Source organism: Citrobacter sp. ANG330, assembly GCF_047467925.1.
GTDB lineage: Bacteria > Pseudomonadota > Gammaproteobacteria > Enterobacterales > Enterobacteriaceae > Citrobacter_A > Citrobacter_A amalonaticus_G.
Map to the genome: position 1 here is coordinate 349,176 of NZ_JASJUI010000003.1, position 13,317 is coordinate 362,492.

A 13,317-nucleotide genomic window follows, 5' to 3' on the forward strand; every position below is an offset into this window, starting at 1 on the left:
ACTTATCCGGCCTGAAACCTGCATCATGCTAGCGTGTCCGGCATTGCTTTTCACCCACGAAAATAGTACGGTCACACAAGAAGAACTCTTCGTGAACGGTGGAAAATTATGCCAATAATTCAGTCGGTTGAACGTGCTTTGCAGATCCTCGACTTGTTTAATGAACAGGCTACGGAACTCAAAATCACCGAGATAAGCAAACTGATGGGATTGAGCAAAAGTACCCTCCACTCTCTCCTCAAAACGCTTCAGTTGCATGGCTATATCGATCAGAACCCGGAAAACGGGAAATACCGTCTGGGGATGAAACTGGTTGAGCGTGGTCATTTTGTCGTTGGCACAATGGATATTCGCCAGAAGGCAAAAAGCTGGTTGATCCGGCTCTCGCAGGAAACGGGACAGACCACCCATTTGGGCATTCTGGACGGTAAGGAAGGCGTCTACATTGAGAAAATTGAAGGTAAACAGGCTGCCATCGCTTATTCGCGAATTGGTCGCCGCTTGCCTGTTCACGCCACGGCTATCGGTAAGGTATTGCTCGCCTGGCTTGATGATGAAGAACTTGCTGCGGTGCTGGAGGGGTATCAGTTCAATGGCTTTACCCCCGCCACCCTTACCGATCGCGCCTCACTGCTTGCCGCGCTGAAAGAAACCCGCCATAACCGGTATGCGCTGGATAACGAAGAGAATGAGCCAGGCGTACGTTGCATCGCGGTACCGGTCTGGAATCATGAATCACGGGTTATCGCAGCCCTTAGCCTCTCCACTCTCACTTCTCGTGTTAACGACGCCGAGCTGGCCGCCTGGCGTCAGAAACTGATGGATGCCGGGTTGGGGCTGTCGATAACGCTGGGCTATCGTCAACCCTGACCCAGTGTCTCGCTAGACTTTCGGTTGATATGAGAATGTGGCGAAATCTGCAAAGCAGCCGTCGCCGCTGATATCTTCACAGTGCAAACCAACAAAGGCCCCGGTAAAGAAGCCTCTGCCGCCAATATAATCATCCGACAGTTTCCACGCCTCAAACGTAAGCGGAATGGTCTGCCAGCGATCACCATCGAATGAATAGCTATAGCGGTATTCCAGATTGTCCACATCCACCCGCAGCCAGACGTTTTCCACATTCTCCGGCACCAGAATTGGATTATCGTATAGATGCCAGTGCGCCACGTTGTGATCGAGCTGAATAATCTTCAGCGTCCGTCCGCGCCCCTCTTCCCAGTCCATAAAGCAGTACGTCCAGTTTTTGCTGTTGTAGTAACAGGTTAGCCCCGCGCTTTGTTGGAAGTAGCGCGGGGAAAAGGCCATCTGCGTTTCAGCGCGGAAACGGAAATGCTGCCAGCGGCGAGCGACCGTTGACTGGGTAAAGGTGGAGTTCAGCGAATCATTTCCGTACAGACGTAAAAATCCAGGACGGGCGGTCAGCGATCCAAGCTGCTCGTCAAACGGAATACGTAGGGTCTGCAGTTCCGGATCGAGCCTTTCACTGTCAAAATCCGTTCGCCATTCCCCCGTTCCGGTGGCACCCTGCTCCTTCATACGCGGTCCCGGCACCGTCAGCCCCGCGTGTTTTCCTCCTTCAACATAGGGCCAGCCGTCACGCCATTCGATACGCGCAATCCCTGTCTCACGCCCGAGCGGACAGTATCCCCGCCCGCCGGCCGCTAATCGCGGAATCCCCGGAAGATGTAACGGACGGCTGGTCAGGTATGCCAGATACCATTCGCCGGTATGGGTCTCCAGCAGTGAACCGTGCCCACTCTTCTGTAGGGGATTTTCCGGCAGATGCCAGCTGGTCATCATCGTCACATCAGGATGCAGTTCGTACGGCCCATCAATATTTTTTGCCCGCAAGACCACCACGGCATGTTCGTAGCTGGTTCCCCCTTCCGCCACCACCAGATAGTAGTAGCCTTCACGGCGATAAAGATGCGCCCCTTCGGTATAGCCCAATGGGGTACCCGTAAAGAGCGTTGAGCGTTGCGGCGAAAGGGTTTGTGTGTCAGCAAAAAACTCCTGCATCACGATGGTATTGTGAGGATTACTGTGATGACGCGGCCCCCACGGGCGATAGATGTAGTACTTTCGCCCATCCGTGTCGTGAAAGAGTGAAGGGTCAAACCCGCCGTTGCCCATTGGGACAGGAGCGCTCCACGGCCCTTCAATAGATGGCGCGGTAACCAGGAAGTTACGGCCATTTTTCCATGGCGAATCAACGATTTTTACGTCGGTATACAGCAACCAGAATTTGCCATCGGCATAGCTCAGGCAAGGCGCCCAGATACCGCCAGAGTCCGGATTGCCTTTCATATCCAGCAGCGCCACGCTATCGAGCGGAGTACTGACCAGAGACCAGTGTTTCAGGTCGCGAGAATGATAAATTCGCACACCGGGAAACCATTCAAAGGTTGAAGTGGCAATATAGTAATCCTCGCCCACACGACACAGAGACGGGTCCGGGTTGAAGCCGGTCAGGATCGGGTTTTCAATCTGATACATGGTTCTCTCCTCAGTTCACTGCCACAGCGGCATCGGCAGGTTTTTTCTCAGGCTGCGCGGTGCGCTGACGTTGCAGTTGCTGGCTGATCTCTTCAACACGCTTGCTGCTCAGTTTGTAGAACGAAAGCAGCGTGAACATACCGACGTAAAGCACGACCGGTACGATGCAGAAGAGGATTTTGATGGTCATCAGGACGTTATCTGGCTGCACGGCGTTGCTTGCCGAGTAGCTGGAGAAGGCGAGGATCCACCCCACCAGCGCACCGCCAATGGCCAGACCGATTTTCAGGCTGAAGAGATAGGTAGAAAACACCAGGCCATCAAGGCGACGCCCACTACGGCTCTCTTCGTAATCCACTACATCGGAGGCCATCAACCATTGCAACGGCGTGGTGGTATTAAAGACAAACAGGAACACAATGTTCAGCGCAAATATCAGCGCGATATTGTCCGATGGAATAAAGAAAATACTCAGGCTGATCAGTGAATAAATGCCGATAATCCACTTAAACGACGTCACGCGGTCAAAGCGACCGAGCAGACGAGACGAACAGAGAGAACCAAACATCGTCGCGAGGCTGCCATAAAGAAGGAACTGCGTTGCCAGCTCAGGGTGGTCCATCACGTATTTGACAAAATAGAGCGTCGCACCGCCGCGAACGACGTTCGAACCGGTTGCCATCATTTTAAAGGCGCACATAATTCGCCACTGGCTATTCCCCATCAGCAATTTAAGGTCTTTCTTGACCGATGATTCAGGTTGAATCTCGAACGTATAACGCTCTTTGGTTGTAAAGAAACACACAAACAGCAGTATTACACCGCAAATACCCAGCACACACATCGCGCCAAAATAGCCGACTTGTTCATCACCCTTGCCAATAATTTTTACTAACGGCAGGGCAATGCCGCTAATGGCTAGTGAACCGGCAGCGGCCAGGAAAAAACGCCACGATTGTAACGCATGGCGCTCTTTTGGGTCAGCGGTAATGGCGCCGGGCATGGCGCAATACGGAACATTCACAAAGGTATAAACCAGCGTCAGTAAAATATAGGTGACGCTGGCATAAATAATTTTACCCTGAGCGGAGAAATCAGGCGTATAAAACGTTAATACGCAGACAATGCCAAACGGGATCGCCCCCCACAGCAAATAAGGCCGAAACTGGCCGTAGCGGGTACGCGTTCGGTCAACCATTAACCCCATTAATGGATCAGTTATCGCATCCAGCACGCGTGAAATCAGGAATAATGTCCCCATGACGCCTGCTGACAGACCAAAAACATCGGTATAAAAGTAGGCCAGTAAAAACATCGTGGCCTGCCAGACGAAACCGCAGGCGGTGTCCCCCAGTCCATAACCAATTTTATCTTTCATTGTTAACTGCATTTCTACCTCCAGAGAATATGAAAGAAATACGTTCGAATGACCGGGACCTACAAAATTAAATATCTGAACGTGAACTTTGTGAGGAATACACCCTTTATCCGTGTGCTTATCAGATGATGCTTACAAGGAGGATTGTAGAGAGGGAGTCGATGAGGCAACAATTGTCATATTTGCTTTAGCGGTTATGTATTTTAACTTCTGTGATAACGATGCACTTTTCCAGAAAATAAAAAAAAGCCATCCTCCCGTGAAGGATGACATATTTCAGAGCGATATTATTCGTCGCCGAAAAATAGTGTTCCGGCGACGGATAAATTAATTTTAATTATTCAAAGCCCAAGCGCTTTTTTTCCGGCGTTAATCACCTCAATAATTTTATCCGTATCGTAGATGCACCCTTTCCAGGTTCCACCGCTTACCGCCTGCAGTGCAGCCCACAGTCGGGTGTCATCAGGCAGATAGTCATGGGGCTTCAGGTCGGGATGTAACTCGCGCTCCGCCAGAACTGTCGCGCCCTCTTCCGGCGTCAGTCGTGCTTGCGCACTGCCGATAAAATTCACACTGCCTTTCAATGACAAGCGATCAACCACAATTTCAATCACATCCCCCGAACGCAGTTTGCCGATCGGCCCTCCCGCCAGCGCTTCCGGTGCAACGTGCCCCAGGCAAGCGCCGGTGGATACGCCGGAGAAACGGGCATCGGTAATAAGCGATACCGTTTTCCCCCATGAGATATGCTTCAGCGCCGAGGTGAGCTGATAAGTCTCTTCCATGCCGGTGCCGGATGGCCCACCGCCGATAATCACCATGATATCGCCCTGCTGGATCTGACCCTGTTTGATGGCTTTGATCGCCGCCTCTTCCGAGACAAAGACGCGCGCCTCGCCCGTATGGCGATAAACACCGTCATCATCGACTACTGACGGGTCGATCGCCGTCGCTTTGATCACTGATCCTTCTGGCGCGATATTACCCACCGGGAACGCCACCGTGGAGGTCATCCCTTTGGCTTTTGCCCCTTCCGGCGACAGGATCACGTCATCCGGATCCACACCGTCCTGATCGCGCAGGCACTGACGGAATTTCGCCCGACGTTCGGCGTGCTCCCACCAGTCGAGGTTTTCACCGAGCGTCTGTCCGGTGACCGTCATCACATCTTCATGCAGTAGCCCCAGTCGACGCAGGTGCAGCATCACCTCCGGCACGCCGCCCGCCAGGAATGCGCGCACCGTCGGGTGATAATCCGGGCCGTTGGGCAACACGCTGACCAGACGCGGCACTTTGCGGTTGATCGCGCTCCACTGCGCCACATCCGGCAGGCGACATCTGGCGGCATGGGCGATCGCCGGTATATGCAGCAACAGATTTGTCGAGCCCCCGAAGGCCGCATGCACCACCATCGCATTCTCTATCGCTTTGTCGGTGAGGATGTCACGGGCGGTAATCCCTTTTTCATCCAGCGCCATCACTGCCCGCGCCGATTGACGTGCAATCTCCAGCCACACGTCCTGGCCCGACGGCGCCAGCGCTGAGTGTGGCAGCGCCAGTCCTAACGCTTCCGCCACGACTTGTGATGTCCCGGCGGTCCCCAGGAACTGACATCCGCCGCCGGGCGACGCGCAAGCGCGACACCCCAGTTCGGATGCCTCTTTCAAACTCAACTCATTATTCGCGTAACGTGCCCCGATGGTTTGTACCTTTCCGGCATCTTCACCGAAGGTGGGCGGTAACGTCGCCCCACCCGGTACAAGGATCACCGGCAGATCGTGCATTGACGCCAGCGCAATCATCGTTGCGGGCAACCCTTTATCGCAGGTCGCGACACCAATGACCGCCCGCCGTGTTGGCAGCGAACGAATCAAACGGCGAAAGACAATCGCCGCATCGTTACGATAAGGCAGCGAATCAAACATGCCGTGCGTCCCTTGCGAACGGCCGTCACACGGATCGCTGACAAACGCCGCAAAAGGAATGCCACTCAGGCGGGTAATTTCCTTCGCCGCCGCCGACATTTGCAGGCCAATCTCCCAGTGCCCGGTGTGATAACCGAGGGCAATGGGGCGCCCATCCGAATGGCGAATCCCCCCCTGTGTGCCAATCAATAACACTTCTCTGCCCGTGAGCTTGTTAGCATCCCAGCCCATTCCGGCGTTTTGCGTCATGCCGAAAAGGTTGCCGCTGGGAGATTCCAGTAACATCTGCGGCGTCAAGGGTAACGCCCCCTGGGGGCCGGCCGCGTGGGTTTTCACCGCATAGAACTGTTCATCCTGCGGCGTAAAAATGGTGTTGATAGACATCGTCTCACTCTCCCGAGCGTCGGGGTTCAGGTCGCTCCATTGTTGTTCTACATTATAGAACAACGTTCTTATTTATAGATTCACTGTAATGCAGGCCGTGCATAGAGGTAAATCAGAGAGAGGAGCAGGCTGTGTATTTTTTAGCCTTGATCACAAAACGGTGAGCAACGAAATGTAACGAGAAGGTTATTCCAGTGAAATGGTCGGACAGCCACTGACTATCCGACCGTTGATGATCCCGAAAGCTAATACCCGGCAGGTTCAACCGGATGACTGTCGCCCGGTATATGAGGCGATTTCACAAAAACGCCTTTCCACGGCACTTCCCCTTTGTTCACCAGGAAATGCGCTTCACCGGGATCGCAGTGCATCACATCCCCCGAACCTAGCGTGTAAGGCTCACCGTTCAGGTAAAGCGTTACTTCGCCTGCCAGGGTATAAAAAATTTCGCAGGCTTCGATGTGGCGATGGTTGGGAAAAGACTGACCAGGCTGGAGCATGACGACGCCCATGTCACACACCGGGCCGCGAATGAGGTATTTCGGGCCACTGTCGCCAAAACGGTATTCATGCTGCGCTTCATTCGATTTAATCATGACGATCTCCTGTTATAAACCCGGCGCTTTCCACAAAGAGGTCGTCAACCCGTGATCGACCAGACCTAACTGTTCCTGATATACCGCCTGCCATTTCTCGCGTGATTCCTGGTAAAGCGCATGTTTCTCTCTGTCCGGAACATGCTCCCGCTCCCAGCGCACCAGTCGTTCACCCGTTTCAGCCATGGATGACCAGATCCCAGCCCCCACGCCAGCGGCAATCGCGCAGCCCAGCGCCGTCGCCTCTTTGACAACCGGAACGTTGACCGTCAGCCCTGAGACATCCGCCAGAATCTGGCTCCAGAGTTTGCCCTTCGAGCCTCCCCCGGCAAATACCAGCGACGTGGGGTGGATCCCGGTGAAATCGGCGATCTGCTGCAAATTGCAGGTCGAAACAATGGCTGCATTCTCTTCCAGTGCGCGAAACAGCGTGGCCTTATTGCATTTTTCCGGGTCGATGGACAGATTGATGAATGAGGGGGCCGCGTGATACCAGCTCTTGAAACGCATCCGGTCGGAGAAAATCGGCATCACGCCCCATGCCCCTGCCGGTACCCTGGAAGCCATCTCCTCCAGCAGTGTGTAAGTGTCGACGCCCAGGCGCTCGGCGATCAGCTTTTCTTCGGCACAAAAGGCATCACGAAACCAGCGCATCGTCAGGCCGGTAAAAAAGCTGATCGATTCGGTTTGTACCATTCCCGGAATGACGTGCGGATTAACGCGCACGTTCATCTCAGGATCAACAATCGGCGCGGGTAAATTCACCACCTGCTGCCAGAATGTTCCCCCCAGTACGGCGGTTTGCGCCGGACGAACAACCCCAAGGCCGAGACAGCCCAACTGCACATCCCCACCGCCTACTACCACCGGCGTACCCGCTTTCAGCCCGCACTGTGCGGCGGCCTGAGCCGTCACGCTTCCCAGCAGCGTGCCGGTCTCTTTTACCGGTGAGAGAATATCCGAGCGCAGTCCGGCCATTTGCAGTAATGAGGGTTTCCAGTCGCGCGTTTTGAGATCCAGCAGGCCCGTGGTTCCGGCATTGGAAGGATCTACCGCCAGTTCGCCGCTGAGCATATACGCCATCCAGTCGCTGATCATCGTGACCGTTGAGGCGCGACGATAGATGTCCGGGCGATGGTGCGCCAGCCAGAGCAGACGCGGAATGGCGCTCAACGCCAGCGTCTGACCGGTGCTGCGATAGACTTCGCTTTCAAAGGTGTAGTCGTGGATCTCCTTAAGCTCGCTGACTTCTCGTGCCGCTCTGGCATCCACGTTGGCACAGGCCCAGACAGGCGTTCCCTCTGCGTCATAGACCACAATGCCTTCGCGCATCGAACAGGCGGAAACGGCAGCAATCGCTTCCGGCGCAATACCGGCGTTATGCAGTGCCTGGCGAATGCAATCACAGGCCAGTTGCCAGTTTTTTCCCAGATCAAATTCCATCGAGCCGGGCACATCCGGTACGGCAAGGTGCCGCCATTCCGCTTGTCCCACCGCGATTTGTTTGCCTTCCAGGTCGAAAATCACGGCGCGGACGCTGCCAGTTCCGGCGTCCAGCGCCATCAGGTAATGTTCTGAGTCAGAGAGGGTACAGAGTCGGGCCATCGTTTTAGTCCTCGGCTTATTATATCTGTCAGGTCGTCAATGCTTTCTCCACGGTACAAACGGAAATTCTGTTACTCCCCTGCTGTGCGCCTGCACGGCAGATACGCATTACTGCCCGCTGACAATGGCGGCGGCAGTTTCCTGGTCGGTGACCAGTGCGTTGATATAACCCCCTTTCATCGCGGCGGCGATCGCTTCCGCTTTATTCACCCCCCCGGCGACGCCAATAACGGTCGGGATCGTCTTCAGGGTATTGAGGGTTAACCCAATCAGTTCATCGTGGATCTTCATCTCCGGGATCACCTGCCCTTCACCATCGAAGAAGTAACCCAGAATGTCGCCCACCGCGCCTTTGCGGCCAATCATCAGTTGTTCACCCTTCGTGATATAGCCTGAGCGAATAATGGTGGCCTCATCTTTCTGGTTGATGGCGCCGATACCGACAATCGCCGCATCGGCAGCCTGGGCAGCCAGCAGGACATCCTGGACGCTATTTTCATTTTTTAACGTCCGGGCAATCTCCGCAGAAGAGGCGCGAAGCGGCGCCGGAATAATACTGACCGGACAGGCCGCGTTGAGTTGTCCAATCCCGGTCATGTATGGCCCCACGCCACCCGACAGCGTTACCAGGCGAATTTGCTGAGCAGAAATAAACCCGCTGAGCCGTTTTAAGGTATTCATAGTCGCTTCGCCGAAGCCCGCCGCCAGAATCTGCTGCGGCTGGAGTGACTCCATCAGCATATGCGCGGCGCCGATCCCCAGACGAACGCAGGCATCCGCGCCGGGAAGTCCCGGAATGACCCGCACATTATTCAGGTCAAAGCGACGACGTAATTCGGTTTCATATTCCAGACAGCCTTCAAAGCGAGAATTAATCTGTACGCGAATAATCCCGGACTGATGCCCCTTCTCCAGCAGGCGCGACACCTTAAGCCGCGTCAACCCCAGCCTGTTGCTGATGTCGCTTTGCGTCATACCGTCGTGGTAATAGAACCACGCAATGCGCGCCACCAGCTCTTCTTCACACATCCCTTGCTCGGAAATCATCGGGTCATTAATAGTCATCATTCTGTCTTCACTTTGAACATATCGAATTTCTGAACACAATTGTTCATTCATTGGTCGTTAATAACTGTGATTAAACCCACATTTCAGTGGCTTTCGTTTGAACAAATTTAATATTGACGATCATTTTAGCATGAAACGTGATCTATTCGTCGGTTTTATGAGCAGTTAGGTCATAAGGTTATGAACAATTCGAATCGCACAATACATTTGTTCAACCTGATTCTACCCAGGCCGAACGGAGGTGGCATGCAAATGAGTCAAGAAAAGATCGCCCCACTACTCAGCGCGCAGTCTGTCTGCAAGCAGTATTCCGGCGTCAACGTCCTGAAAGGGATTGATTTTGTCTTACGCAAAGGCGAAGTCCATGCGCTCCTGGGCGGGAATGGCGCCGGGAAATCCACGCTGATGAAAATCATTGCCGGCATTACCCCTGCGGACAGCGGAATCATTGAGATTGAAGGTTCCCGCTGTACAAAACTGACGCCCATCCTGGCGCATCAGTTAGGGATCTATCTTGTCCCGCAAGAGCCGCTGCTGTTCCCCAGCCTGACGGTAAAAGAGAACATTCTCTTTGGTCTGCCCAAACACCAGAGCTCGGCGCAAAAAATGGCGGCGATGCTGACCGCGCTGGGCTGCCAGTTTGATATCAACAGCCCGGCGGGTTCGTTGGATGTGGCCGACCGCCAAATGGTCGAAATCATGCGCGGGCTGATGCGCGATTCACGAATTTTGATCCTCGATGAACCCACCGCCTCACTGACGCCTGCGGAAACCGATCGTTTATTCAGCCGCCTGCGTGAATTGTTGAGCACCGGCGTGGGGATCGTCTTTATCTCCCACAAGCTGCCAGAGATACGCCAGATAGCGGATTACATTAGCGTGATGCGGGACGGCATTATTGCGCTTTCCGGAAAAACGGCGGATCTGACTACAGACGACATCATCCAGGCCATCACGCCTGCCTCACGCACCAACGCGCTGAGCGCGACGCAAAAACTGTGGCTGGAATTGCCCGGCAACCGTCCGCAGCACGAGGCGGGCACACCGGTGTTGAGCCTGGAGAATGTGACCGGTGAAGGATTCATGAACGTCAGTTTCGAGGTCCGCGCCGGGGAAATTTTAGGTCTGGCCGGTCTGGTCGGCGCCGGGCGTACCGAACTTGCCGAAACGCTTTACGGACTACGACCACTACGGGCCGGAAGCATCGTACTCGGCGGCAAGGATATCTCCACACTTTCCACCCGCGAACGTTTACAGCACGGTCTGGTGTATTTGCCGGAGGACCGCCAATCGTCAGGGCTGAATCTGGATGCCTCGCTGGCGTGGAATGTTTGTGCATTAACCCACAACCACAGCGGTTTCTGGGCTAATCCGGCCAAAGACAGCGCTACGCTCGAACGCTATCGCCGGGCGCTCAATATCAAGCTCAACGATCCCGAACAGCCTGCCCGTACGCTCTCTGGCGGTAATCAGCAAAAAATCCTGATCGCCAAATGCCTTGAAGCCTCGCCGCAGGTGCTGATTGTGGATGAGCCGACGCGCGGTGTGGACGTCTCGGCGCGTAACGACATCTATCAGTTGCTCCGCAGTATTGCGGCCCAGAACGTCGCGGTGCTGTTCATCTCTTCTGATCTGGAGGAGATAGAACAGATGGCCGATCGCGTTTACGTCATGCACCAGGGGGAAACGGGCAACGATGCTCTGCAAGGCGACGAGATTAATGTCGACACCATCATGCACGTGGCGTTCGGCGACCGCACGTCAGGGGCTACACCACATTCCGGGGAGGCGCCATGCTGAAATTTATCCAGAATAACCGCGAGGCCACCGCCCTGTTGGCCGTGCTGCTGCTGTTCGTGCTGCCGGGGATGCTGGACAGCCAGTACCTCAGCGTTCAGACGCTGACGATGATTTTCAGCAGCGCCCAAATCCTCATGCTGCTGGCGATGGGCGCAACGCTGGTGATGCTGACCCGCAATATCGACGTGTCGGTCGGATCGATCACCGGGATGTGCGCCGTACTGCTGGGGCTGTTGCTGAACGCGGGATATCCCTTGCCAGTGGCCTGCGTGGCGACGCTGCTGCTGGGACTGCTGGCAGGTTTTATCAACGGCGTACTGGTTGCCTGGCTGAAGATCCCGGCGATTGTCGCCACACTGGGCACGCTCGGTCTGTATCGCGGCATCATGCTGCTGTGGACGGGCGGTAAATGGATTGAAGGATTACCAGCGCAACTTAAGCAACTCTCCGCCCCGGTTTTCCTCGGTATCTCCGCCATTGGCTGGCTGACCCTGCTGTTAATGCTGCTGATGGCCTGGCTGCTGGCAAAAACCGCCTTTGGTCGCTGTTTTTATGCCACCGGCGATAATTTGCAGGGCGCGCGGCAACTGGGCGTACGTACCGAAGCCATCCGTATTCTGGCCTTTTCGCTCAATGGCTGCATGGCTGCGCTGGCCGGGATCGTCTTTGCCTCGCAGATTGGCTTTATCCCTAATCAGACGGGAACCGGGTTAGAAATGAAGGCCATTGCCGCCTGTGTGCTGGGGGGCATCAGCTTGCTGGGCGGTTCCGGGACGATCATTGGTGCCGTACTCGGTGCCTATTTCCTGACACAAATCGATAGCGTACTCGTCCTGCTGCGTATTCCGGCATGGTGGAATGACTTTATTGCCGGTCTGGTTCTGCTGGCGGTACTGGTATTTGACGGTCGGTTGCGCTGCGCGCTGGAACGCAATATCCGTCGGCAAAAATATGCCCGCTTCACTCCGCCGCCCCAGCCGCATCCGTCGGCAAAAAGCGCAGCGGATACTGTGCGCACCGCCAAAAAACGTGAGGTAGCCTGATGACTCGTTTACATCGTTACGGCTGGGAACTGGCGCTCGCCGCGCTACTGGTGATTGAAATTCTGGGATTCGGCGCCCTGAACCCGCGCCTGCTGGATCTGAACGTCCTGCTGTTCAGCACCAGCGACTTTATCTGCATTGGTATTGTCGCCCTGCCCTTAACCATGGTGATCGTCAGCGGCGGGATCGATATCTCCTTCGGCTCCACGATGGGGCTGTGCGCCATCGCGCTGGGCGTGATGTTCCAGGGCGGCGTACCGCTGCCGCTGGCCATTATTCTGACGCTCGCGCTGGGCGCGCTGTGCGGACTGATCAACGCCGGGTTGATTATCTACACCGGTGTGAACCCGTTGGTCATCACCCTGGGAACGTTGTACCTGTTCGGCGGCAGCGCGCTGCTGCTGTCAGGGATGGCGGGAGCAACCGGTTATGAAGGTATCGGCGGCTTCCCGCAGGGCTTCACTGATTTTGCCAATCTCGATGTGCTGGGCCTGCCAGTCCCCCTGATTTTCTTTCTCGTCAGCGTGATCTTTTTCTGGTTGTTGATGCACCGGACCCACGCCGGACGCAATGTCTTCCTGATTGGGCAAAGCCCTCGCGTCGCGCTGTACAGCGCGATTCCAGTGAACCGGACGCTGTACGCGCTGTACGCGATGACCGGCTTTGCTTCGGCGATCGCGGCGGTGCTGCTGGTCTCTTACTTTGGCTCTGCGCGTTCCGATCTGGGAGCCTCCTTCCTGATGCCAGCCATTACAGCGGTCGTCCTGGGTGGTGCCAATATCTACGGCGGGTCCGGGTCCATTCTCGGCACCGCCATCGCCGCGCTGTTGGTGGGCTATCTGCAGCAAGGGTTGCAGATGGCTGGCGTACCCAATCAGGTATCCAGCGCCCTCTCCGGCGCATTGCTAATTGTCGTTGTCGTAGGTCGTTCTGTCAGCCTGCATCGTCAGCAAATTAAAGACTGGCTGGCGCGTCGTCGCGCTATCCGGCAGGCCTGAAACCCATTGCCATAAAGGAAA

Annotated in this window: 10 protein-coding genes; 4 read left to right on the top strand and 6 right to left on the bottom strand. The window is 55.3% G+C overall.

Features of this window, described 5'->3' with window-relative positions; all coding sequences use genetic code 11:
• Positions 1-108 precede the first annotated feature (108 nt).
• Positions 109-870, top strand: a complete 762-nt coding sequence (locus tag QNN88_RS09985) for an IclR family transcriptional regulator (RefSeq protein WP_414240078.1) — start codon at positions 109-111, stop codon at positions 868-870.
• A gap of 12 nt (positions 871-882) precedes the next feature.
• On the opposite strand, the gene QNN88_RS09990 is transcribed toward QNN88_RS09985, so the two are convergent.
• The 6 genes from QNN88_RS09990 to lsrR all read right to left on the bottom strand — a co-directional run bounded on the left by QNN88_RS09990 (position 883) and on the right by lsrR (position 9,452).
• The gene (locus tag QNN88_RS09990; protein WP_414240079.1) at positions 883-2,499 is read right to left on the bottom strand and encodes a glycoside hydrolase family 43 protein; all 1,617 of its coding nucleotides are present in this window, start codon (positions 2,497-2,499) and stop codon (positions 883-885) included.
• 10 nt (positions 2,500-2,509) lie between these two features.
• Positions 2,510-3,889 carry a glycoside-pentoside-hexuronide (GPH):cation symporter gene (locus QNN88_RS09995; RefSeq protein WP_414240080.1) on the bottom strand — a complete coding sequence of 460 codons (1,380 nt, stop codon included), beginning with the start codon at positions 3,887-3,889 and terminating at the stop codon, positions 2,510-2,512.
• A gap of 329 nt (positions 3,890-4,218) precedes the next feature.
• Positions 4,219-6,186 (bottom strand): YjhG/YagF family D-xylonate dehydratase, encoded by a 1,968-nt coding sequence (locus tag QNN88_RS10000; protein WP_414240081.1) that lies wholly within the window; start codon positions 6,184-6,186, stop codon positions 4,219-4,221.
• A gap of 245 nt (positions 6,187-6,431) precedes the next feature.
• Positions 6,432-6,782, bottom strand: a complete 351-nt coding sequence (locus QNN88_RS10005; protein WP_042999277.1) for a cupin domain-containing protein — start codon at positions 6,780-6,782, stop codon at positions 6,432-6,434.
• 12 nt (positions 6,783-6,794) lie between these two features.
• Positions 6,795-8,387: an autoinducer-2 kinase gene (lsrK, locus tag QNN88_RS10010; protein WP_414240082.1), complete on the bottom strand. Its 1,593-nt coding sequence runs from the start codon at positions 8,385-8,387 to the stop codon at positions 6,795-6,797.
• A gap of 108 nt (positions 8,388-8,495) precedes the next feature.
• A complete protein-coding gene (gene lsrR / locus QNN88_RS10015) occupies positions 8,496-9,452 on the bottom strand; it encodes a transcriptional regulator LsrR (RefSeq protein ID WP_043001820.1) in 957 nt (318 codons plus the stop codon).
• Positions 9,453-9,701: 249 nt separating this feature from the next.
• Between lsrR and lsrA the strand changes: the two genes are divergently transcribed.
• Genes lsrA through lsrD form a run of 3 tightly spaced genes read left to right on the top strand, consistent with a single transcriptional unit; the run spans position 9,702 to position 13,296 of the window.
• The gene (gene lsrA / locus QNN88_RS10020) at positions 9,702-11,255 is read left to right on the top strand and encodes an autoinducer 2 ABC transporter ATP-binding protein LsrA (protein WP_414240083.1); all 1,554 of its coding nucleotides are present in this window, start codon (positions 9,702-9,704) and stop codon (positions 11,253-11,255) included.
• Positions 11,249-12,298, top strand: coding sequence for an autoinducer 2 ABC transporter permease LsrC (gene lsrC / locus QNN88_RS10025; RefSeq protein ID WP_414240084.1), 1,050 nt, complete (start codon positions 11,249-11,251; stop codon positions 12,296-12,298). The genes lsrA and lsrC overlap by 7 nt, the downstream gene beginning before the upstream one ends.
• The gene (gene lsrD, locus QNN88_RS10030; RefSeq protein WP_414240085.1) at positions 12,298-13,296 is read left to right on the top strand and encodes an autoinducer 2 ABC transporter permease LsrD; all 999 of its coding nucleotides are present in this window, start codon (positions 12,298-12,300) and stop codon (positions 13,294-13,296) included. Before lsrC ends, lsrD begins: the two co-directional genes overlap by 1 nt.
• Positions 13,297-13,317: the final 21 nt, after the last annotated feature.

What these genes read in the sequence shown, in the direction of transcription:
- lsrC (WP_414240084.1), top strand. Translation starts at nt 11,249, where the DNA reads ATGCTGAAATTTATCCAGAATAACCGCGAGGCCACCGCCCTGTTGGCC.
- QNN88_RS10000 (WP_414240081.1), bottom strand. Translation starts at nt 6,186, where the DNA reads ATGTCTATCAACACCATTTTTACGCCGCAGGATGAACAGTTCTATGCG.
- lsrD (WP_414240085.1), top strand. Translation starts at nt 12,298, where the DNA reads ATGACTCGTTTACATCGTTACGGCTGGGAACTGGCGCTCGCCGCGCTA.
- lsrK (WP_414240082.1), bottom strand. Translation starts at nt 8,387, where the DNA reads ATGGCCCGACTCTGTACCCTCTCTGACTCAGAACATTACCTGATGGCG.
- lsrA (WP_414240083.1), top strand. Translation starts at nt 9,702, where the DNA reads ATGCAAATGAGTCAAGAAAAGATCGCCCCACTACTCAGCGCGCAGTCT.
- QNN88_RS09995 (WP_414240080.1), bottom strand. Translation starts at nt 3,889, where the DNA reads ATGCAGTTAACAATGAAAGATAAAATTGGTTATGGACTGGGGGACACC.
- QNN88_RS10005 (WP_042999277.1), bottom strand. Translation starts at nt 6,782, where the DNA reads ATGATTAAATCGAATGAAGCGCAGCATGAATACCGTTTTGGCGACAGT.
- QNN88_RS09985 (WP_414240078.1), top strand. Translation starts at nt 109, where the DNA reads ATGCCAATAATTCAGTCGGTTGAACGTGCTTTGCAGATCCTCGACTTG.
- lsrR (WP_043001820.1), bottom strand. Translation starts at nt 9,452, where the DNA reads ATGACTATTAATGACCCGATGATTTCCGAGCAAGGGATGTGTGAAGAA.
- QNN88_RS09990 (WP_414240079.1), bottom strand. Translation starts at nt 2,499, where the DNA reads ATGTATCAGATTGAAAACCCGATCCTGACCGGCTTCAACCCGGACCCG.